General features: G+C 65.0%; 20 protein-coding genes. 6 read left to right on the forward strand and 14 right to left on the reverse strand.

Translation table 11 applies throughout. The features are described from left to right. Positions 1-52: 52 nt before the first annotated feature. Entirely contained in the window at positions 53-2,815 is a 2,763-nt protein-coding gene (acnA, locus tag J2R99_RS07615) for an aconitate hydratase AcnA (RefSeq protein WP_307153836.1), read from the reverse strand. 216 nt (positions 2,816-3,031) lie between these two features. Between acnA and ccmA the strand changes: the two genes are divergently transcribed. The 5 genes from ccmA (at position 3,032) to J2R99_RS07640 (ending at position 5,936) form a co-directional block, all read left to right on the forward strand. Continuing rightward, positions 3,032-3,625: a heme ABC exporter ATP-binding protein CcmA gene (ccmA, locus tag J2R99_RS07620; protein ID WP_370872332.1), complete on the forward strand. Its 594-nt coding sequence runs from the start codon at positions 3,032-3,034 to the stop codon at positions 3,623-3,625. A gap of 10 nt (positions 3,626-3,635) precedes the next feature. Further along, entirely contained in the window at positions 3,636-4,304 is a 669-nt protein-coding gene (ccmB, locus tag J2R99_RS07625; RefSeq protein WP_307153838.1) for a heme exporter protein CcmB, read from the forward strand. A gap of 80 nt (positions 4,305-4,384) precedes the next feature. Beyond that, complete coding sequence (locus tag J2R99_RS07630; RefSeq protein WP_307153839.1) at positions 4,385-5,149, forward strand: heme ABC transporter permease; 765 nt, start codon at positions 4,385-4,387, stop codon at positions 5,147-5,149. Between the two features lie 8 nt (positions 5,150-5,157). Beyond that, positions 5,158-5,322 carry a heme exporter protein CcmD gene (gene ccmD, locus J2R99_RS07635; protein WP_307153840.1) on the forward strand — a complete coding sequence of 55 codons (165 nt, stop codon included), beginning with the start codon at positions 5,158-5,160 and terminating at the stop codon, positions 5,320-5,322. Then, positions 5,319-5,936 carry a DsbE family thiol:disulfide interchange protein gene (locus J2R99_RS07640; protein ID WP_307153841.1) on the forward strand — a complete coding sequence of 206 codons (618 nt, stop codon included), beginning with the start codon at positions 5,319-5,321 and terminating at the stop codon, positions 5,934-5,936. The genes ccmD and J2R99_RS07640 overlap by 4 nt, the downstream gene beginning before the upstream one ends. 62 nt (positions 5,937-5,998) lie before the next feature. Here the strand turns inward: J2R99_RS07640 and J2R99_RS07645 are convergent, their stop codons facing one another. The 5 genes from J2R99_RS07645 to dapF form a co-directional block, all read right to left on the reverse strand. Further along, positions 5,999-6,835, reverse strand: a complete 837-nt coding sequence (locus J2R99_RS07645; protein ID WP_307153842.1) for a tellurite resistance TerB family protein — start codon at positions 6,833-6,835, stop codon at positions 5,999-6,001. Positions 6,836-6,906: 71 nt separating this feature from the next. Beyond that, on the reverse strand, positions 6,907-7,506 hold the full coding sequence (locus tag J2R99_RS07650; RefSeq protein WP_307153843.1) for a septation protein A: 600 nt from the start codon (positions 7,504-7,506) through the stop codon (positions 6,907-6,909). A gap of 76 nt (positions 7,507-7,582) precedes the next feature. Further along, positions 7,583-9,250, reverse strand: coding sequence for a signal recognition particle-docking protein FtsY (gene ftsY, locus J2R99_RS07655; RefSeq protein ID WP_307153844.1), 1,668 nt, complete (start codon positions 9,248-9,250; stop codon positions 7,583-7,585). Further along, positions 9,250-10,524 (reverse strand): tRNA (N(6)-L-threonylcarbamoyladenosine(37)-C(2))-methylthiotransferase MtaB, encoded by a 1,275-nt coding sequence (gene mtaB / locus J2R99_RS07660; RefSeq protein ID WP_307153845.1) that lies wholly within the window; start codon positions 10,522-10,524, stop codon positions 9,250-9,252. Before mtaB ends, ftsY begins: the two co-directional genes overlap by 1 nt. Continuing rightward, positions 10,521-11,390, reverse strand: a complete 870-nt coding sequence (gene dapF, locus J2R99_RS07665; protein WP_307153846.1) for a diaminopimelate epimerase — start codon at positions 11,388-11,390, stop codon at positions 10,521-10,523. The genes mtaB and dapF overlap by 4 nt, the downstream gene beginning before the upstream one ends. Positions 11,391-11,586: 196 nt before the next feature. Between dapF and J2R99_RS07670 the strand changes: the two genes are divergently transcribed. After that, a complete protein-coding gene (locus tag J2R99_RS07670) occupies positions 11,587-12,882 on the forward strand; it encodes a YihY/virulence factor BrkB family protein (protein WP_307153847.1) in 1,296 nt (431 codons plus the stop codon). Between the two features lie 133 nt (positions 12,883-13,015). Here the strand turns inward: J2R99_RS07670 and J2R99_RS07675 are convergent, their stop codons facing one another. The 8 genes from J2R99_RS07675 to J2R99_RS07710 are packed head-to-tail and all read right to left on the reverse strand — an operon-like array spanning position 13,016 to position 20,061. Next, positions 13,016-13,360, reverse strand: a complete 345-nt coding sequence (locus tag J2R99_RS07675; RefSeq protein ID WP_092813456.1) for a RidA family protein — start codon at positions 13,358-13,360, stop codon at positions 13,016-13,018. Between the two features lie 40 nt (positions 13,361-13,400). Further along, a complete protein-coding gene (locus J2R99_RS07680) occupies positions 13,401-14,522 on the reverse strand; it encodes an NAD(P)/FAD-dependent oxidoreductase (protein ID WP_307153848.1) in 1,122 nt (373 codons plus the stop codon). 10 nt (positions 14,523-14,532) lie between these two features. Beyond that, on the reverse strand, positions 14,533-15,957 hold the full coding sequence (locus J2R99_RS07685) for an FAD/NAD(P)-dependent oxidoreductase (RefSeq protein WP_307153849.1): 1,425 nt from the start codon (positions 15,955-15,957) through the stop codon (positions 14,533-14,535). Continuing rightward, positions 15,957-16,253, reverse strand: a complete 297-nt coding sequence (locus tag J2R99_RS07690) for a (2Fe-2S)-binding protein (RefSeq protein WP_307153850.1) — start codon at positions 16,251-16,253, stop codon at positions 15,957-15,959. The genes J2R99_RS07685 and J2R99_RS07690 overlap by 1 nt, the downstream gene beginning before the upstream one ends. Beyond that, positions 16,237-17,346 (reverse strand): NAD(P)/FAD-dependent oxidoreductase, encoded by a 1,110-nt coding sequence (locus J2R99_RS07695; protein WP_307153851.1) that lies wholly within the window; start codon positions 17,344-17,346, stop codon positions 16,237-16,239. The genes J2R99_RS07690 and J2R99_RS07695 overlap by 17 nt, the downstream gene beginning before the upstream one ends. Continuing rightward, the gene (locus J2R99_RS07700; RefSeq protein ID WP_307153852.1) at positions 17,343-18,143 is read right to left on the reverse strand and encodes an ABC transporter permease; all 801 of its coding nucleotides are present in this window, start codon (positions 18,141-18,143) and stop codon (positions 17,343-17,345) included. The genes J2R99_RS07695 and J2R99_RS07700 overlap by 4 nt, the downstream gene beginning before the upstream one ends. Then, positions 18,140-19,000, reverse strand: coding sequence for an ABC transporter permease (locus tag J2R99_RS07705; protein WP_307153853.1), 861 nt, complete (start codon positions 18,998-19,000; stop codon positions 18,140-18,142). The genes J2R99_RS07700 and J2R99_RS07705 overlap by 4 nt, the downstream gene beginning before the upstream one ends. Next, entirely contained in the window at positions 18,997-20,061 is a 1,065-nt protein-coding gene (locus tag J2R99_RS07710) for an ABC transporter ATP-binding protein (RefSeq protein WP_307153854.1), read from the reverse strand. Before J2R99_RS07710 ends, J2R99_RS07705 begins: the two co-directional genes overlap by 4 nt. Positions 20,062-20,065 lie beyond the last annotated feature (4 nt).

The following is a 20,065-nucleotide window of genomic DNA, read 5'->3' on the forward strand; positions in this document are numbered from 1 at the left end:
GGTGAGCGCACACCCTTGTGACATGTCTTGAACCGGTCGGACCGGAAGGTCCTTACGCGGCTTCTTTGTCGCTCACGAGGTTGCGCAGCACGTAGTGCAGAATTCCCCCGTTGCGGTAGTAATCGAGCTCGTCTTCGGTGTCGATGCGCACCATGAGCGGCACCTCCTCGGTGCGGCCGTCGGCGAAGGTGATCTTGGCCGTCACCTCGCTGCGCGGCCGGATCTCCTTGAGGCCCGAAATCGACACTTCCTCGTCGCCCTTGATGCCGAGCGACTGCCAGGTCGTGTCGTCCTTGAAGACGAGCGGCAGGACACCCATGCCGATCAGGTTCGAGCGGTGGATGCGCTCGAAGCTCTCCGCGATCACGGCACGCACGCCGAGAAGACGGGTGCCTTTGGCCGCCCAGTCGCGCGACGAGCCGGTGCCGTATTCCTTGCCGGCAAAGACGACGAGCGGCACGCCCTCTTCCTCGTAGCGCATCGCGGCCGTGTAGATCGGCAGCTCCTCGCCGGAGGGATAATGGCGCGTCATGCCACCCTCGACGCCTTCCAGCATCTGGTTCTTGATGCGGATGTTGGCGAAGGTGCCGCGCATCATCACCTGGTGGTTGCCGCGTCTGGAGCCATAGGAGTTGAACTCGATCGGCCGCACCTGGTGTGACACCAGATAGTCACCGGCAGGGCTGTCGCGCTTGATGGCACCCGCGGGCGAGATGTGGTCGGTGGTGATGGAATCGAGGAAGAGGCCCAGAATGCGCGCCTTTTCCACGTCCTCCACCGGCTTCGGCGTCTTGTCCATGCCTTCGAAGAAGGGCGGGTTCTGGACATAGGTGGACGAGGACGGCCAGGCATAGGTCATGCCGCCTTCGACCTTGATCCCCTGCCAGCGCTTGTCTCCGCGGAAGACATCGCCGTAGCGGGTGCGGAACATCTCTTCCGAAATCACCCGGCGAACGATTTCGGCAACTTCCTGCGAGCTCGGCCAGATGTCCTTCAGGTAGACCGGGTTGCCTTGCTTGTCCTCGCCGAGCGGCTCCTCGGTGACGTTGAGGCGGAGCGAGCCGGCAAGCGCATAGGCGACGACGAGCGGCGGCGACGCGAGGTAATTCGCCCGCACATCCGGATTGACGCGGCCTTCGAAGTTGCGGTTGCCCGACAGGACGGAGCAGGCGACGAGGTCGTTTTCGGCAATGGTCGCGGAAATCGCCTCCGGCAGCGGCCCGGAATTGCCGATGCAGGTGGTGCAGCCATAGCCGACGAGATCGAAGCCAAGGGCGTTGAGATCCTCCTGCAGCCCCGATTTCTCGAGATAATCGGTGACGACCTGCGAACCCGGCGCGAGCGAGGTTTTCACCCAGGGCTTCACGTCGAGGCCCTTCTCGCGCGCCTTGCGGGCGAGAAGCCCGGCGGCGATCAGAACGCTCGGATTGGAGGTGTTGGTGCACGAGGTGATCGCGGCAATGACCACGTCGCCGTCACGCAGGTGATATTCCATGCCCTCGACGGGATAGGCGGGGACGTCCATGACGCCTTCGGCGCCCTCGTCCATGTAGCGGGCCTCAGCGCGGCTTTCCGGCGGTTCCTGCGAGCTCTTCTTGCCGCCGCGCAGATCATGGAGCGCGGCCTCGAAGGTGCTCGCCGCCTCCGTCAGCGGCACCCGATCCTGCGGCCGCTTCGGACCGGCGAGCGAGGGAACCACCGTGGAGAGGTCGAGCGTCAAGGTGTCGGTGAAATGGGGATCGGGCGTGTCGTCGAAACGGAACATGCCCTGCGCCTTGGCATAGGCCTCCACCAGCGCCACGCGATGCGGATCGCGCCCGGTCGCCTTCAGATATTTGAGCGTGTCCTTGTCGATCGGGAAGAAGCCGCAGGTGGCACCATATTCCGGCGCCATGTTGCCGATCGTAGCCTGGTCTTCGAGCGAGAGGTTGGACAGGCCCTCACCGAAGAATTCCACGAACTTGCCGACGACACCCTTCTTTCTGAGCATCTGGGTGACGGTCAAAACGAGATCGGTCGCGGTCGTGCCCTCCGGCAGGCGGCCGGTGAGGCCGAAGCCGATGACTTCCGGGATGAGCATGGAGATCGGCTGGCCGAGCATGGCGGCCTCCGCCTCGATGCCGCCGACGCCCCAGCCGAGAACGGAGAGGCCGTTGACCATCGTCGTATGGGAATCGGTGCCGACGAGCGTGTCCGGGAAGGCGTAGGTTTCGCCGTCTTCCTCACGCGTCCACACCGTCTGGGCGAGATATTCGAGGTTCACCTGGTGGCAGATGCCGGTGCCGGGAGGAACGACGCGGAAATTCTCGAAGGCTTCCTGGCCCCAGCGCAGGAACTGATAGCGCTCGCCATTGCGCTCGTATTCCATCTCGACGTTTTTCTCGAAGGATTCCGGCGTGCCGAAATAATCGACCATCACCGAATGGTCGATGACGAGGTCGACGGGAACGAGCGGGTTGATGACTTTCGGATCGCCGCCGAGATGCGTCGTGGCGTCGCGCATGGCAGCGAGATCGACGACGGCGGGCACGCCGGTGAAGTCCTGCATGAGGACGCGCGCCGGACGATAGGCGATCTCACGCGAGGAGCGACGCTCCTTCAACCATTCGGCGACGGCCTTGATGTCGTCGGCGGTGACGCTGCGCCCGTCTTCGAAGCGCAGGAGGTTTTCCAAGAGGACTTTGAGCGAGAAGGGCAGGCGGGAAACGCCGTCGAGCCCGTTCTTTTCCGCTTCAGTCAGAGAGAAATAGGTATAGGTCCGCCCGTCGACTTCGAGCTGTTTTCGGGCCTTGAAACTGTCGAGAGATTTGGTCACGCGAGGCTCCTTTGATCGCACAATGAGGCCGGCCGCTTCTGGGCCAATGCCTCTCCTCCGGTGCGGTTCCGGCTGATTTTTTGGAGGCCGGCGGAGAGGAGCGCCTGCCGCCGCCGGTTGCCGGGGATATAGAATATTCTTAAAGCGGAGACCAGCCGCGCAAGCGGCCGATGCCGCAGAGAACGACACTTGGTCCAAAATTCCTTTCCCAGCCCGATTTCCGTGAACGCCGAAGAGCTCGCCTGCGAACGCGGGGGGCGGCCGATTTTCGAGGGCATCAGCTTTTCGCTTTCAGGCGGTGAAGTGCTCGCCATCGTCGGCCCCAACGGCACCGGCAAGTCGAGCCTGTTGCGCATGATCGCCGGGCTGCTCTTTCCGGTGGCCGGCTCCGTGACCATCAAGGCCGGCACGCTGGAGGAGGGGTTCTTGCATTTCCTCGCCTATGGCGACGGGCTCAGAAGCGTCTTCACGGTGGAAGAAAACCTCAAACTCTGGTCGCGCATCTACGGGGGCGACGTCGGCGGCGAGGCGATTTACGACGCGCTCGAAGAGGTGGGCCTCGCACATGCCATGCATCTGCCGGCGCGGGCGCTCTCCACCGGGCAGCGCCGGCGCGCCGGGCTTGCGCGGCTCGTTTTGTCGAAGCGCCCGGTCTGGCTTCTCGACGAGCCGACGTCCGGCCTCGACCGCGACGGCGAGGCGGTGCTCGGCGGGCTGATGCGGACGCATCTCGATGCCGGCGGCGCCATTATCGCGGCCACCCATCTCACCCTTCCCGTGCCGCCGACCCGCACGCTCGAGCTGCAATGAGAAAGCCTTCATGAGCGCCTTTTCCGCCATCATCGGACAGACGGTCAAAGCGAGCTTCCGCGCCGGCGGCGGGGCGCTCACCGGCCTCCTCTTCTTTCTGACCGTCGTCACCGTCTTCCCCTTCGGCGTCGGCCCGGATCTCAATCTTCTCGCCCGCATCGGACCGGCGGTCTTATGGATCGGGGTGCTCCTGTCCCTGCTTCTCGGGCTCGACCGGCTTTTCGGCCAGGATCGCGAGGACGGGGCGCTCGAACTCATCATGGTGTCGGGCGAACCCCTGGCGCTCTTCGTTTTCGCGCGGGCCGCCGGTTACTGGCTGGCGCACGGGCTGCCGATCGTCGTCGTGGCGCCGATCCTCGGGCTCATCCTCAATCTCGACGTGGTGTCACTCGCAGCCGTCACGGCGACGCTCGTCGTCGGTTCGCCGGCGCTTGCCATGATCGGCGCGGTGGGCGGGGCGCTGACCGCCGGGCTCGCGCGCGGCGGCATGCTCGCCGCGATCCTGGTTCTGCCGTTGTCGATTCCGGTGCTGATTTTCGGGGTGGCGGCCGTCAACGGGGCGATCGCCGACCCGGACCCGTTCCTCGCGCCCTTCCTGATTTTGTGCGCGTTCACGATGTTTTCAGCGGTGCTGGCGCCGATTGCGGGCGCAGCGGCACTTCGTCTCGGTCTCGATTGATCTAGCTCATGGCTGGTTGAGCCCGGACGTGAAAGCAAGTGGTGTTTGCTGTCACTCTAGAATGGTCCTAAAGTCTTCTCATGGGTACCATCTCCAGCCTCGCCAATCCGACACGATTTTTGTCGTGGTCGGCACGCATCCTGCCCATCGTCACCGTCCTTGCGGTGGTGACACTCGCCATCGGCCTCTACCTGTCGCTGGTGGCTTCGCCGCCGGATTACCAGCAGGGCGACAGCGTGCGCATCATGTATGTGCATGTGCCGGCCTCCTGGCTTGCGATGTTCTGTTATCTGGTGATGGCGGGGGCGGCCCTCGGCACGCTCGTCTGGCGCCATCCGCTGGCCGATGTGTCGGCGCGGGCGGCGGCGCCGATCGGTGCGGCCTTCACCTTTCTCGCGCTCTTTACCGGCTCCGTCTGGGGCAAGCCGATGTGGGGCACCTGGTGGGTGTGGGATGCACGGCTCACCTCGGTGCTCGTGCTCTTCATCATGTATCTCGGGCTTCTGGCGCTTTGGCGCGCCTTCGATGATCCGACACGGGCGGCGAAGGTCGCGGCCGTCCTCATCCTCGTCGGCTTCATCAATATCCCGATCATCAAGTTCTCGGTCGATTGGTGGAACACGCTGCATCAATCGGCGAGCGTGATACGCCTCGACGGGCCGGCGATCGCGCCCTCGATGCTGTGGCCGCTCGTGGTGATGGCCGTCGCCTACACACTTATTTTTGTCGCCCTGCATCTTGCGGCGATGCGTGCGGAGATCTATCGGCGCAGGGCGCGCACGACGGAGATCCTGATCGCGGCCCGCCGCCCGAGCACGGCCGCCAGACCCGCCGCCGCGCATTAGAGGTCGCCATGACGCATCTGCCTTTCATCCTCGCCGCCTATGGTGCGAGCGCGCTCGTTCTCATCGGCCTCATTGTCTGGGTCGTGGCCGATACGCGCATTCAGAAGCGTCGGCTCACTGAACTGGAAAAGGCCGGCCCCAGGCGCCGCCATTCGACGACACAAGGCCTATGAAACCTCCCATCAAGACGACGAGCAAAAACCGCAACTCGCCCGCGATGAAGCGCGTCTGGCTTGTCTTGCTGCTGGTTCTGTTCATGGCTCTCGCGGCCATTTTCTGGAAGCAGCTCGGCCAGGACGCGTCGCAGGTCCCCTCCGCCCTCATCGGCAAGGAAGTGCCCGATTTCGATCTTCCGCCGCTGTACGAAGACGGCAAGGGCCTCAAGACCGCCGATCTCGAAGAGGGCGTGCACCTCGTCAATATCTGGGCGTCCTGGTGCGGCCCGTGCCGCGGCGAGCATCCGGTGCTGATGCAATTGTCGGAAGACGATCGCTTCGACGTCACCAGCATCAATTACAAGGACGAGGGCGAGAACGCCCGCCGCTTCCTCGGCACGCTCGGCAATCCCTTCGATCGCATCGCGACCGATTCCACCGGGCGCACGGCGATCGATTGGGGCGTCTACGGGGTGCCGGAGACGTTCATCGTGCGCGACGGCATCATCGTCTACAAGAATGTCGGCCCGCTCAACACCAAGGCCTTCCAGACGGATTTCATGCCGGCGCTTGAGAAGGCGATCTCCGAGGAAGCGGCCGAAAAGAGCGGCGGCCAGCAGCCGACGAGCTGAGACGGGGCTGAGCCGGGGCCTGGCCCCGGCGCTCTTCGCTCCTGTGCCCGCCCTCTTTGCTTCTATGCCGGCACGGCGTCTTCCTGCATCTCATCCGTGGCGCGCCTGACTTCCTGCGTCAGCGCTTCCGGCAGGCCGAGCCTTGCCGCCAGCATGTCGAGATAGGCTTTCTCCGCCGGATGGTCGGGATCGATCGCGAGAAGCGAGGCGGCGTAGACCTCTGTCGCCACTTCCTGGTTCGGCGTTCGCTCCACGAGGTCGTCGATGGAGAGCGGGCGGCGCATCTCGTCGAAGAGAAGGCCCTTGTCTTCGCTGTCGAGATCGAGCGCCTCGATGCGCCCGTAGATCGCCTCCTGCTCGTCCTGATCGATGTAGCCGTCGGCCTTCGCCGCGGCGATCATGGCGGAGAGGATGAGGCGGGCGCGGTCTTCCGCCTCGCGACCTTCCGGTTGAAAGGCGGTGCCTTCGGGCGAGGGGAGCTCCTGGGCCGGCTGATGGGCGATCTGCGGCTGTTGCTGCTGCGGGGGCAGGCTGCCGTCGTTTTTCGCCTGGTGGTTCTGCCAAGCCTTGTAGGCGAGGCCGGCGACGAGGGCCATGCCGCCATATTTGACGGCCTTGCCGCCGAGTTTCCGGCCGCGTTTGGAGCCGAGAAGATAGGTGGCGAGACCACCGGCGAGCGCACCCTTCAGAGCCGAATTGCCCTGGCCGCCGAGAAACCCGCCGATCTGATCCTGGATCGACCCGCCGGAGGTTTGCCGCTGGCTTGCCGGCGTACCGGCGCCCTGTTGTGCGCCCCCGCCCGTGCCGAGAAACTGGTCGAGAAGCTTCTGCGCGTCGATCATCAACGGTCCCTTTCGTTCTGGTCGTCGGCGAAGGCCGACCGGGACCGATATCGTCATCGCCTTTCCGCGTCGCAACGGCGATGACGTATGCGTGATCTTGAGGCTTACGAGAGTGCGCGAGGGGCGCCCTACTTGTCGCCGCCGAGCGGCTCCAGCGAGTGCCTGGTGATGAGCGGCATCTGCGTCAGCGTGAAAACGATGGTGAGCGGCATGATGCCGAAGACCTTGAAGCTCACCCAGAAGTCGGTGGAGAAATTGCGCCACACCACCTCGTTCAAAATGGCGAGCGCGAAGAAGAAGAGGCCCCAGCGGAAGGTCAATTTGCGCCAGCCCTCGGCATCGAGGCGGAAGACGCTGTCGAAGACATAGCCGAGGAAAGAGCGTCCGAAGGCGAGGCCGCCCAAAAGGATGGCGCCGAAGAGCGCGTTGACGATCGTCGGCTTCATTTTGATGAAGACTTCGTCATGCAGAATGAGCGTCAAGGTGCCGAAGACGAGGACGACGATGCCGGTGACGAGCGGCATGATGGCGAGCTTCTTCGTCAGCCAATAGGAGGCACCGAGCGAGATCGCGATCGCTACCATGAAGGAGGCGGTGGCGACAAAAATGTCGAAGCGGGCATTGGCGAAAAAGAAGACGACCAGCGGGCCGAGCTCCAAGAGGAGCTTGACGAGCGGCGGCAGATGATCGCGGCCGGGATCGCCCGGTTCGCGCTCGAAGATCGACATGGCGGTCCTTCGTCAGCGTTGGGCTTCTATGTGCGGAGGGCGTCGCAATGTGTCAATCGCGCCCTCCTTGCGGCGTTTACATGCCGGCAATGGCACGGGCGAAATCTTCCGCCTTGAAGGGCTGCAGATCGTCGATGCCTTCGCCGACGCCGATGAAATGCACCGGCAGAGCGTGTTTTGCGGCGATCGCGACGAGAATGCCGCCGCGGGCGGTGCCGTCGAGCTTGGTCATGACGAGGCCGGTGACGCCGGCGCGCTGGCCGAAAATCTCCACCTGCGAGAGCGCGTTCTGCCCGGTCGTCGCGTCGAGCGTCAGAAGCGTCGTGTGCGGTGCGCTCGGATCGTGCTTCTTGATGACACGCACGACCTTTTCGAGTTCGTCCATCAATTCGGCGCGGTTCTGCAGACGCCCGGCCGTATCGATGATGAGGACGTCGCTTCCCTCTTTCTTCGCCGCCTGCATGGCGTCAAAAACGAGGCCCGCCGCATCGGCACCCTGATCGCGGGAAATCACGGTGCTCCTGGTGCGCTCGCCCCAGATTTTCAGCTGCTCGATGGCCGCGGCGCGGAACGTGTCGCCGGCGGCGAGCATGACGCTGCGGCCCTCGGCGTGAAGCTTGGCGGCGAGCTTGCCGATGGTCGTCGTCTTGCCGGAGCCGTTGACGCCGACGACGAGGATGACGAAGGGCTTTTTGGCAGCATCAATGGCAAGCGGCTCGGTGACCGGGCCCAGAACTTTAGCCACTTCCTCTGCCAGGATCTTTCGGATCTCGTCTTCGCCGACCGTCTTGTCGTAGCGCTCGCGGGCGAGGCGCTCGGTGATGGCGGTCGCCGTCGCCACACCGAGATCGGCCTGGATCAGAATGTCTTCCAGATCCTCCAGCGTCTCGTCATCGAGCCGGCGTTTGGTGAAGGTGCCGGTGAGCCGCGAGGTGATGGTGTTGGAGGATTTCGACAGGCCGGCGCGCAGGCGCTGCAGCCAGTTCTGGCGCGGCAGCTCGGTGGCGACGGATACGGTTTCGGCTTCTGCGGGTTCTTCGACCGGTTCGACCTCGGCGGCTTGCGGCTCGTTGGCCGCGTCATCCGGCGCAAGGTCGGTCGCAGGCTTTGCCGTCTCTTCGAGCGTCGCTTCGGTCGTTTCGGCTTCGGTCGTTTCGGCTTTGGCGGCGCTTTCGGGGAGAGCGCCTATGTCTGCAGGGCGCTTCTCCTCCGGCTCGAGCTCGTCTTCGGCAGGTTCCGAACGCGCCGGCGCGTCTTCGATCGCAGCTTCCTCTGCCGGCTCCTGCGGGCGCGCGGGCGCTTCGGGTTCCGGGGCGCGTGCGCGGGCCGCGAGATCTTCGTCAGCTTCTTTTTCAGGCTGCGGCTCTGGCTCTTTGACGGGATGCTCGGCGAAAGAGGTCGCTTCCGCGTCGGCATCGGCGGGTGCGGCGGCGGGGCGGTGGAGGTCGGCGTCCGGCGCCTCCGCCTCTTCGACGATGCCGATATCGGTCTCAGTCGTCTGGGCGCCGCGATCCTCCGTATCGAGCTGATGGCCGGCGAGGCGCTCTTCGTCGTCTGTTTCTTCGGGAGGTGTGTCTTCGGAAGCGGCCTCTTCGGGGGCCTTCTCTTCCAAGGCGGCTTCGCTTTCTTCCGCGGCCTCCGCGTCAGTCAGCTGCGTCTCGTCGCGCTCGGCCTCTTTTTCGGCGACATCGTTTCCTTCGCCAAACAGGATGCGCTTGAAGAAGCCACGCTTCTCTTTTGCCATTATGCGGCCTCCGCCAGATGCTGGCCTTGCAGCATGCCGGCTTCGATGCCGGCGATGCGCACGTTCAAAATGTCTCCGGCCGTTCCCCCGGAACCGAGACGCACGGGCGCGAACTGCTCCGTGCGGGCGGAGCCTTCCTTCTCGACCAGGACGCGGCGCTCATGCCCGAGCTCGCCTTCGAGGAACCGCCGCTCGGCGACTTCGCCCGCTTCCCGGAGCCGCCGTGCGCGGTCCTTGATCTCCTGGCGCTCGAGCATCGGCATGCGTGCGGCCGGCGTGCCTTTGCGTGGCGAGAAGGGGAAGACGTGCAGGAAGGTGAGGCCGCAATCCTCGATGAGGCGGAGAGAGTTCTGAAACATCTCCTCCGTCTCGGTCGGGAAGCCGGCGATCAGATCGGCGCCAAAGACGATATCGGGGCGCAGCTGCCGCGCCTCCTCGCAGAAGCGGATCGCATCGTCGCGAAGATGCCGGCGCTTCATGCGCTTCAGGATCATGTCGTCGCCGGCCTGCAGCGACAGATGCAGATGCGGCATCAGCCGCTCTTCTTCGGCGATTGCGCGCATGAGGTCGGGATCGGCCTCAATGGAATCGATGGAGGAGAGGCGCAGGCGGGCCAGTTCCGGCACGTGGCGCAGGATGGTGCGCACGAGACGGCCGAGGCGCGGCGCGCCCGGCAGATCGGCGCCCCAGGAGGTGAGATCGACACCGGTCAGAACGATTTCGGGATAGCCCGCGGCGACGAGCCGGCGGACTTCCTCCACGACCGGCCCCATGGCGACGGAGCGGGAATTGCCGCGGCCATAAGGGATGATGCAGAACGTGCAGCGATGGTCGCAACCGTTCTGGACCTGCACGAAAGCGCGGGTGCGGCCCTCGAAGGCGTCGACGAATTGCGGTGCGGTTTCGCGGATCGCCATGATGTCGGAGACGACGATCTTTTCCGGCGGCGGCAGATCCATGGGCGAGCGCGCGACGCGGGCCCAGGCGGAGCGTTCGGTCTTTTCGGCATTGCCGAGGACGAGATCGACCTCGGCCATCTCGGCGAACATTTCCGGATCGGTCTGAGCGGCGCAGCCGGTGACGATGATGCGACGGCCGGGGTTCTCGCGCCTTGCCTTGCGGATCGCCTGGCGCGCCTGGCGCACGGCCTCGGCCGTGACGGCGCAGGTGTTGACGATGATGGCGTCGGAGAGCTCTTCGCCCGCCTCGCGGCGCATGACCTCGGATTCGTAGGTGTTGAGCCGGCAGCCGAAGGTGAGGATGTCGAGGCTCATTCGGCCGCCTCCTCGGCGCGCTGCCAGGCGCCCGTCTCAGGATCGAAAGTGCCGGCAAATTCCGTCTCAGTCGGGCCGGTCATCCAGATATGGTCGCGCTCGTCCCAGCGGATCGTGAGTTCTCCGCCCGGCATGACGATCACCGCCTCGCGGGCCGAACGGCCGGTGCGGGCGGCGGAGACGAGCGTGGCGCAGGCGCCGGTGCCGCAGGCGCGTGTCAGGCCGGCGCCGCGCTCCCAGGTGCGGATGCGGATGCGGTTCGGCGTCTCCACATGGGCGACGGAGATGTTGGCGCGTTCTGGGAAGATCGGATGGTTTTCCAGAAGCGGGCCGAAACGCTCGATTTGATGCGCGTCGACGTCATCGACGAAGAAGACGGCGTGCGGATTGCCGACATTGACGACAGCCGGCGAATGCAGAACCGGCGCATCGACCGGGCCGATCTGCAATTCGATCGCACGCGTGTCATGGAATTCCTCGGCGAGCGGGATCGATTGCCAGTCGAATTTCGGCACGCCCATATCGACGGAAATCGTCTCGCTGGTCCTTTGGCCGAGGAGAAGGCCGGCACGCGTCTCGATCGAGGCATGGGGCTTGCCCGTCTCCGCCATGACGAGCGAGGCGACACAGCGCGTGGCATTGCCGCAGGCCGCGACTTCGCCGCCATCTGCATTGTCGATGCGCATGAAGACATCGGCGCCGGACGGCGAGCGCTCCAAAGTGATGAACTGGTCGAAGCCGACCCCCGTCGTCCTGTCGGCGAGCTGCCTGATGACCTCAGGCGCCGGACGCACGCCGCCCGCACGCGCGTCGACGACCATGAAGTCGTTGGCGAGACCATTCATTTTCAAAAAGGGCGTGTTCATGGGCGCCTATATGGGCGAAACCAGGACAGAACGCCAGACGAGGCGAAAACTGGCAAAGCGCCATTTTGTCTTGGGGGCTTTTCGGGATGCTGGCCGGCCCGCCGATTTGTGGCGCCGATATGGCGCCCGCGGTGCATGTAGCGGCCCATTGGGCGGAACCAACGCCCCAGCCGCCGATTATTCGGCCAAGGGATTCATGACCACCAACAGACCACACAGCCAGCATGCCCGCGATCCGCGCGGCCGCGACGCCCGCCAGCCGACGCAGATACCGTTTCTGGGCTGGAAAGACATTTTCTGGCGCGTGAGCCAGGAGATCGGCGAGGACCGCGTCTCGCTCGTGGCGGGCGGCGTCACCTTCTACCTGCTCCTCGCCGCCTTTCCGGCGCTCGGCGCGCTCGTCTCCATCTACGGGCTCTACAACGACCCCGCCAATCTCGCCTCGCAGCTGCAGTCGCTGCAGGCGGTGATGCCGCAGGCGGGTATGGATATCCTGCAGCAGGAGCTGTCGCGGCTGGTGACGGCGAAATCCTCCTCGCTCAGCTTTGCCTTCCTGACGACGCTCGCTTTGTCGCTGTGGAGTGCCAATAAGGGCGTTAAGTCACTGTTTCAGGCGCTCAACGTCGCCTATGAGGAGAAGGAGAAGAGGAACTTCTTCGTCCTCAACGTCGTGTCGCTCGCCTTCACGCTCGGCTTTTTGATCCTCATCATTCTGTTTCTGAGCGCCACCATCGTGGTGCCGGCCGTGCTGACCTATCTCGGTCTCAATCAGGGATGGGTGATCGCTTCGATCCGGTGGCCGATCCTGCTTCTGGTGGCGGCGGTCGCGATCGGCATTCTCTATCGCTACGGGCCGAGCCGGCGTCCGTCGCGCTGGCGCTGGGTGACCTGGGGCGGCACGATCACGGCGGTGGTGTGGATCGCGGCCTCGATCCTCTTCTCCTGGTACATTGCGAATTTCGCCGATTACAACGCCACCTACGGATCGCTCGGGGCGGTGATCGGCATCATGATGTGGATTTGGGTGTCGGTCTTCGTGCTTCTGGCGGGCGCCGAGCTCAACGCCGAGATGGAGCATCAGACCGCCCGCGACACGACCTTGTCGCCGGAAAAACCGATCGGGCTCCGCGGCGCGCATATGGCCGATACGGTCGGCAAGGGGCTCGACGGGTCGGGCGGCGGTGCCGGCATCGACCTCTTCGGCACGCGTCAGCCGCTCGGACGCGACCGGCCGTTCAGCTTCGGCGAATTGATCACCCTCGGGATCCCGTTCGTGCTGATCGCCATCCTTCTCACACCGCCGAAGCGACGGGCGGCGAAGAGTGGACGGCATTCGACGAATCCGGATGCGCGCGGGGGTGAGAAGCGGAGCCGGAGCGAGAAAAAGGCCGGCAAGAGCGCCAAGGACGCCAAAAGCGGGCGGCGATCGGCGTCCGGGAGCGTTCTCGCGTCGGTTCTGCGTCTGGTCGCGGCGCAGGCCGCCAAGCGCTGAGCGAAGACGCATTTCTCGGAGGAAGGAAGGGAGCGGCCGGCTGAGCCGCTCGGGGTTCCCGCCGGGGGAAGGCGAGAACCCGTCGCAAACGTGCCGCAGGTTGCCGGCGACACGCGTCGTCAGGTTTTTTGGTTTACTTCGCCGCGGAGACGACGACCTCGATCAGCGTGCCCTTGCCGAGTTCGGCGACGCCGATCGTGGCACGGGTCGGCAGATGCTCGGCCGGCAGCCAGGCGAGCCAAGCCTCGTTCATGCCGTCCTTCTGGGAAAAGTCGGAAATGTAGATCATCGCGGTCAGGAGCTTCTCCTTGGAGGAGCCGACCTTGGCCAGAAGATCGTCGATCTTCTTGCAGATCTCTTCCGTCTGACCCTTCATGTCCTTGCTCATATCGTCGGCGACGAGGCCGCCGAAATAGAGGACGCCGTTGTGCTCCACGACGCGGTGGTTGATCTTCGTCTGGATGTGACGCTGGATCATTGTCTGTCCTTGCTTGGTTTTGGAGGGGGTGAGGCCCGCTTCAGGAATGGGCGAAGCGGGTGATGGAGAAAGGTGCGATCGGGGCGTTGGTATGACCGGTCGCGATCAATTCCGCCATGAGCTCGCCGACGGCCGGGCCGAGCTGGAAGCCATGGGCGGAAAAGCCGAAAGCGTGGAAGGCGTTTTCGTGGGTCGATGAGGGGCCGATGACCGGAATGTCGTCGGGCATGCGGCCTTCGATGCCGGCCCAGGAGCGGACGATGGTGGCGCTCTTCATGATCGGAAAAATGCCGATCGCCGTCTCCGCCGAATAGCGCAGCTGCGAGAAGCGCATCTCGGATTTGTTGGTCTTCGGATCGGGATAGCCGCGGCGTCCGCCGCCGATGATGACGGTGCCGTTTTCCGCCTGCTTGAACGACAGCGGGCGGCCACAGCCGCCGACGACGGCATCGCAGAAACGCTTCATGCGGGCCGTCACGATCATCATCGGCGCAATCGCCTCAATGGGGGCATGCTCGCCGAGCTGTCTGGCGATTTCGCCCGCCCAGGCGCCAGCGCAATTGAGGAGATTGCGTCCTATAAACGTGCCGGCCGAGGTGTCGACGTGCCAGTCGTTCCCGTCGCGACGCACTTTCTCGACGCGCGTTTTCTCGAAGAACTGGACGCCGAGCGTCCGCGCCTTGCGCTGAAAGGCGAAGGTCGTGTTGTAGGGGATGGCGAAGCCGTCATCGAGGCTTGCGAGCCCGCCGACGCAATGCGGGGCAACGGCGGGGAGGAGACGCCGCAATTCCTGCTGATCGACGATGACTTCGTGGGTGAAGCCGAGTTCACGGAGATCGGCAGCCCGCTTTTCGAGCGTCTCGAGCTCCGCTTCCGTCTCCGCCACCTTGATCTGCGGGCAGCGCTGAAAGCCACAATCGTCGTCGACGAGATCCCCGATCCGGTGCCAGATCTCCATCGAGCGCACCGAGATCGGCACCTCGGCATAATTCCGGCCGAGGCGGCGCACGCCGCCGGCATTGACGCCGGAGGCATGGCGGCCGGCATTGTCCTTTTCGATGACGATCACCGACAGGCCGCGTTTGGCGGCGTGCAGTGCGGCCGAGCAGCCGTGCAGGCCGCCGCCGACGACGATGAGATCCGCCATAGGCGTGCCGTTCACGGTCGTGTCCTCAGTGTACGGCTGCGGATTCGTCGGCGAGATCGGCCGGAACGGCTTCCTCGCTTTCGAGGGCTGCGAGCTCCGACAGGAGGAGCGGCTTCAGGGGCGGACGGATGCGGTAATAGCCGATCTCCGAGATCGGTTCGCCGCGCCGGCTGGCGATGATCTCGCTGACGGCGAGCCCGCACATGCGGCCCTGACAGGGGCCCATGCCGCTGCGCAGGAAGGATTTCACCTGGTTTGGACCCGGCGCGCCGAGATCGACGGCCTTGCGGATGTCGCCGGCCGTCACCTCCTCGCAGCGGCAGACGAGCGTCTCGTCGGCGGGGGCGAGAATTTCCGGCGAGGGCGCGTAAAGGGTTTCCAGAAGCGGCCGGATCTTCGCCTCGCGCATGAGCGCATCGGTGACGGAGCGCCGCTCCTGGGCGTTGCCGCGACCGGCCTTTTCCGCAATCCTGAGGCCGACGAGGCGGCCACGCAGCTTTGCGGCAACCGCGCCGCCGATGCCCGCGCCGTCGCCTGCCACATAGACGTCGGCCATGGTCGTCTCGAAACTCTCGTCGACCTTCGGCACGAAGCAATGCTGGCTCTTGTTCCATTCGTGCTCGCAGCGCAGGAGGCGCGTGACCTGCTGGTTCGGCACGATGCCCTGATGGAGCGCGACGGAGGTGGTTTCGAGACGGTGGGAGGTGCCGCCGCTCGTGAAGGTCACGGCTTCCGCCTTGCCGGCGCCCTCGATGCGGATCGCGGTCGCATCGCGGTAGATCGGCACGCCGGCACGGCGCAGCGACAGCATCATCGCCATCCCCTTCATGAGATAGGATGAGGCGCCGAGGGCGGCTGGAACATGTTTGAGAGCTGCAAGATAGCGGCTGCGCGGCACCGTCTCCACGATGGCGCGCGGCTTGACGCCGGCCTTCAGCATCTGTGCGGCGATCAGCGAGAGAAGAGGTCCGGAGCCGACGAAGACGACATCGTCGGAGACGACGCCGTTCGCCTTCAGGAGAATCTGCAGAGCGCCGGCTGTGGTGACGCCCGGGAGCGTCCAGCCCGGCATCGGGGTCGGCCGCTCGATGGCGCCCGTCGCCACCACGATGGCGCCGGCCTGGATGTGCTTGGAGCCGTTGCCGAGCGACACGTCGATCCCGAGTGCGCTGTCGATGTTCCAGACGGTGGCGCCGGGAAGATATTCGGCGCGGCTTTCGCGGAAGGCTTTGGCGATGTCGCGGCCGGCCGCATAATCGGGCCCGAGGATTTTCGTGCGTTTGTCGTCGTTCGTCTCGATGCCGCGATAGATCTGTCCGCCGGGTGCCGGCTGTTCGTCGAGAACGATGGCGGAAAGCCCGGCCTTGGTGACTTCCACCGCCGCGGCCATGCCGGCGGGACCGGCGCCGATGATGGCGACGTCGTAGCGGGTTTGGGTCGTCGCGCTCATCAGGAGATCACCTCCGCGCTGCCGGACTGGCGGCGCACCTGCATGCCCTCTTCGACCTGCACCATGCAGGCCTGGCGGTTCGGCACGCCGTCGATCTCGACGAGGCAGTCGAAGCACACGCCCATGAGGCAGAACGGGCCGCGCGGCGTGTCGGTGACCGGGGTGGTGCGGAAAATGCGTTCGTCGGCCGCGAGAAGAGCCGCCGCGATCGTGTCGCCGTTGCGGGCCTTCAGGGGCTTGCCTTCGAAAGTGAAGGAGAGGGCGGGAGCGCCCGTCTCCTCAGCGCGCTTGAACATTGAATCTCCTTGAAGAAAAGGCGGCCATTTCGTCGTCGAGCCGTCCGCGGGCGATCATCGGCGCGAGCGCCATCGCATGGGCGCCGGCGAGCGTGACGCCGGAATGGCAATTGACGCTGAAGGCGCCGGGATGGGTTTCGGATTGCTGATAGATCGGATGGCCGTCGGGGCTCATCACCCGCAACGCCGCCCAAGAGCGCACGACGCGCAGATCTTTCAAAAACGGGAAGGCGCGCAGGGCGCGGGCGGCGATGTCGGCCATGATGCGCGGCTTCGAAGTGGTGTCGAAGCCTTCATCCTCATGGCTGTCGCCGATCATGATGGAGCCTTCGTCGGTCTGGCGCACGACATGCGTCGGCATGGTGAAGAGAGGCGCGGTGCGCTCCGTTACGAGGATCTGGCCCTTGAGCGGTTCGACGGGAATGTCGAGGCCGACCATTTCGCCGAGCGCGCGATTGCCGAGGCCGGCGGCAAGGACGACCTTGGCGCCGGTGAAGGTGCCGGCAGGCGTGCGCACGGCAAAGTGGGCGCCGTCCCGCTCGATCTCGATGCCGCGGGCATTCGGATGATAGCGGCCGTCGTGTTTTAGGAGGCCCGCATGCAAAGCGCGCATCAGATAGAGCGGGCTTGTGTGGCCGTCATGCGGCGAATAGGTGCCGCCGACGACATCGGGGCCGAGGCCCGGCAGCATCTCGTCGAGCTCGGCGCGGCTCAGGACCCGGGCGCCGTAATATTCCGCGCCATGCTCCTGGTTCATGCGGTTGAGGATCTTAACCTGTTCCTCAAGCTCCTCCTCGCCGACGCAGACATGGACGCCGCCCGGCTTGTGATAGGCGGTGGAGACGCCTGTCTCTTCCAGGAGGTTGTCGGAAAATTCCGGCCACACATCCGCCGAACGGCGTGTCCAGCGCGCATATTCGGGCATTTTGAGGCCCTTGGTCTGCACCCAGACGAGGCCGAAATTGCCGCGCGATGCCCGAAAGGCGAGATCGCCCTCGTCGAGGAGATCGACCTTTTCACCCACGCGGGCGAGGCCATAGGCGACGGCGGCGCCGACGAGGCCGCCGCCGATGACGATGGTGTCCGCCTTCATCGTGCGCCCTCGCCGATGAGGAGGCGATCGAGGCCGTAGATTCGGTCGACGAGGAACATGAGACCCACGGTGAAGAGGATGGCGACCGTGGAGATGGAGGCGACGAGAGGATCCGTCGTCTGCGTGATGTGGGAGAAGAGACGCACTGGCAATGTCGTTGTGGTGGGGCTGACGATGAACACCGTCACGGTGAGTTCGTCGAAGCTGGTGATGAAGGCAAGGACCCAGCCGCCGATGACGCCCGGCATGATGGCCGGAAGCGTGACGCGACGAAAGACGGTCCAGTCGGAGGCACCGAGCGACACCGCCGCCTGTTCCTGCGACCGGTCGAGGCCGGTCACCGAGGCGAGAACGAGGCGCAGGATGAAGGGCATGATGATGATCGCATGACAGAGCATCAGCCCGACGAAAGTGCCGTTGGCGTTGAGAAAGCTGAGGAAGCGCAGAAAGGCGATGCCGAGAACCACGGTCGGCACCGTCAAAGGCGACAGGAAGAAGGCCTGCAGCACGTCACGGCCGGGAAAGCGGCCGCGGCCGATGGCGAGCGCCGCCGGCACGGCGAAGATGGAGGAGACGGTCGCGGAGGCGACGCCGAGCTGGAGGCTGATCCAGGCCGCTTCGATGAAGTCGGGATTGTCGAGAATCGCCCGGAACCAGCGCAGCGACAGGCCGCTCGGCGGAAATTCCAGAAAGCCTTCCGGCGTGAAGGAGACGCCGATGACGACGACGAGCGGCGCCAGCATGAAGGTCGCGAAAAGAACGCTGAAGGCTTTGGCGAAGAGGCCGTTGTGTCTCATTCGAAGACCCCCGCGAAACGGCGTTCGACGAGCCGGTTCCAGCCGACCATGATGGCGAGCACCGAGACCAGAAGAAGGATCGCGATCGTCGCGCCGAGCGGCCAGTTCAAGGTGTTCAGGAACTCGTCATAGACGGTGGTGGAAACGACCTTGACGCGGCGGCCGCCGAGGATGGCCGGCGTGGCGAAGGCGCTCGCCGACAGCGAAAAGACGATGAGGGAGCCCGACAGGATGCCCGGCATCGCCTGCGGCAGGACGATCCTGCGGAAGATGGTCCAGGGCCGGGCGCCGAGCGATTCCGCGGCACTTTCCGTCGCCGGATCGGTGCGCTGAAGTGCGGCCCAGATGGCGAGGATCATGAACGGCACCATGACATGGACGAGGGCGAGCACGATGCCTCCGGACGTGTACATCATGCGGATCGGCGAGGTGATGAGGCCGAGGTCACGCAGCGCGTCGTTGATGACGCCCTTGTTGCCGAGAAGGATCGCCCAGCCGAGCGTGCGCACCACGACGGAGATGAGGAGCGGGCCGAGCACGACGAGGAGCATCACGGAGCGCCAGAACGGGTGCATGCGCGACAGGAAATAAGCCTGCGGCAGACCGATCGCGGCGCAGATGAGCGTGGTGGCGAGCGCGATCGCGAAAGTGCGCCCGAAAATCTCGTAGAAATAGCCGTCGCTCAGGACCTCGACGTAATTCTCCAGAGAGAAGGTCGGGGCGATGCCGCCATAGAAAGAGAAGCTGTGAAAGCTGAGGATGAAGGTCATCGCCAGCGGCACGAGGAGCAGCACGAGAAAGAGGAGGAGCGCAGGGGCGCTCAAGATCCAGGGTCTGGATTTCGATTGAAGTGTCATGCCGCGCCATCCTCCTTCGGCAGAAGGCGCAGATGATGGGGCGTCCAGGCGAGATGCACGGTCTCGCCGTGTTCCGGCTCGCGCTGGCCGCGGTTGCGGCGCACGACGAGGAGAGGCCCGAGCGGCGTTTCGATGCGGAAAAGCCACTGATCGCCGAGGAAGATGCGCTCGATCACCGGACCGGAGACGACGGCCTCGCCCGCCTCGACGATCTCGATGCGTTCCGGACGCAGGGAGACGGTGATCGGGCCGGGTCTCAGATGGGCTGGCGGGCCGGCAAGCTCCATGCCGTTGCAGTCGAGAGCGGAGCCTTCATCATTCGTCGTCTTCAGCGTGGCGGCAAGGCTGTTGGTCTTGCCGAGAAAGGTCGAGATGAAGGAGGATTTCGGGTTTTCGTAGACGTGGAAGGGCGTTTCTTCCTGCATCAAGCGGCCGTGATGCATGACGGCGACGCGGTCGGAGAGCGCCATCGCCTCATTCTGATCATGGGTGACGAGAAGCGTCGTCACGCCCGCCTCCTGCTGGATGCGGCGGAGTTCGAGCTGCATTTCCTCGCGCAGCTTGGCGTCGAGATTGGAGAGCGGCTCGTCGAGGAGGAGAAGCTCCGGCTCGATGACGAGGGCACGGGCGAGCGCCACGCGCTGGCGCTGGCCGCCGGACATCGCCCGGGGATAGCGCTTGGCGAGATGGGCAAGCTGCACGAGCTCGAGCGCTCCGGCGACCTTGCGCGCACGCTCCTTCTTGTCGATGCCGCGCATCTCCAGGCCGAAGGCGACGTTTTCTTCCACCGTCATATGCGGGAAGAGCGCATAGGTCTGGAAGACGATGCCGAGGCCGCGGTTGCGCGCCGGCACCTCTTCGAGATGGCGACCATTGAGCATGATGTGCCCGGAGGTCGGCTGCTCGAAGCCGGCGATCATCTGCAGCGTCGTGGTCTTGCCGCAGCCGGAGGGACCGAGGAGGGAGACGAACTCGCCTTTCTCGACGGCGAGCGAAAAATCTTCGACGGCCACGACCTCGCCGAAGCGTTTGGTCAGACCGCTAAGCTGAAGGAAAGGCATCTGT

Source organism: Rhodopseudomonas julia, assembly GCF_030813515.1.
Classification (GTDB): Bacteria; Pseudomonadota; Alphaproteobacteria; order Rhizobiales; family Afifellaceae; genus Afifella; species Afifella julia.

What these genes read in the sequence shown, in the direction of transcription:
- ftsY (WP_307153844.1), bottom strand. Translation starts at nt 9,250, where the DNA reads ATGGCAAAAGAGAAGCGTGGCTTCTTCAAGCGCATCCTGTTTGGCGAA.
- J2R99_RS07700 (WP_307153852.1), bottom strand. Translation starts at nt 18,143, where the DNA reads ATGAGACACAACGGCCTCTTCGCCAAAGCCTTCAGCGTTCTTTTCGCG.
- J2R99_RS07670 (WP_307153847.1), top strand. Translation starts at nt 11,587, where the DNA reads ATGACCACCAACAGACCACACAGCCAGCATGCCCGCGATCCGCGCGGC.
- J2R99_RS07705 (WP_307153853.1), bottom strand. Translation starts at nt 19,000, where the DNA reads ATGACACTTCAATCGAAATCCAGACCCTGGATCTTGAGCGCCCCTGCG.
- J2R99_RS07690 (WP_307153850.1), bottom strand. Translation starts at nt 16,253, where the DNA reads ATGTTCAAGCGCGCTGAGGAGACGGGCGCTCCCGCCCTCTCCTTCACT.
- dapF (WP_307153846.1), bottom strand. Translation starts at nt 11,390, where the DNA reads ATGAACACGCCCTTTTTGAAAATGAATGGTCTCGCCAACGACTTCATG.
- J2R99_RS07675 (WP_092813456.1), bottom strand. Translation starts at nt 13,360, where the DNA reads ATGATCCAGCGTCACATCCAGACGAAGATCAACCACCGCGTCGTGGAG.
- J2R99_RS07650 (WP_307153843.1), bottom strand. Translation starts at nt 7,506, where the DNA reads ATGTCGATCTTCGAGCGCGAACCGGGCGATCCCGGCCGCGATCATCTG.
- J2R99_RS07710 (WP_307153854.1), bottom strand. Translation starts at nt 20,061, where the DNA reads ATGCCTTTCCTTCAGCTTAGCGGTCTGACCAAACGCTTCGGCGAGGTC.
- ccmD (WP_307153840.1), top strand. Translation starts at nt 5,158, where the DNA reads ATGACGCATCTGCCTTTCATCCTCGCCGCCTATGGTGCGAGCGCGCTC.
- J2R99_RS07630 (WP_307153839.1), top strand. Translation starts at nt 4,385, where the DNA reads ATGGGTACCATCTCCAGCCTCGCCAATCCGACACGATTTTTGTCGTGG.
- J2R99_RS07640 (WP_307153841.1), top strand. Translation starts at nt 5,319, where the DNA reads ATGAAACCTCCCATCAAGACGACGAGCAAAAACCGCAACTCGCCCGCG.
- J2R99_RS07695 (WP_307153851.1), bottom strand. Translation starts at nt 17,346, where the DNA reads ATGAAGGCGGACACCATCGTCATCGGCGGCGGCCTCGTCGGCGCCGCC.
- mtaB (WP_307153845.1), bottom strand. Translation starts at nt 10,524, where the DNA reads ATGAGCCTCGACATCCTCACCTTCGGCTGCCGGCTCAACACCTACGAA.
- J2R99_RS07685 (WP_307153849.1), bottom strand. Translation starts at nt 15,957, where the DNA reads ATGAGCGCGACGACCCAAACCCGCTACGACGTCGCCATCATCGGCGCC.
- J2R99_RS07645 (WP_307153842.1), bottom strand. Translation starts at nt 6,835, where the DNA reads ATGACGATATCGGTCCCGGTCGGCCTTCGCCGACGACCAGAACGAAAG.
- ccmB (WP_307153838.1), top strand. Translation starts at nt 3,636, where the DNA reads ATGAGCGCCTTTTCCGCCATCATCGGACAGACGGTCAAAGCGAGCTTC.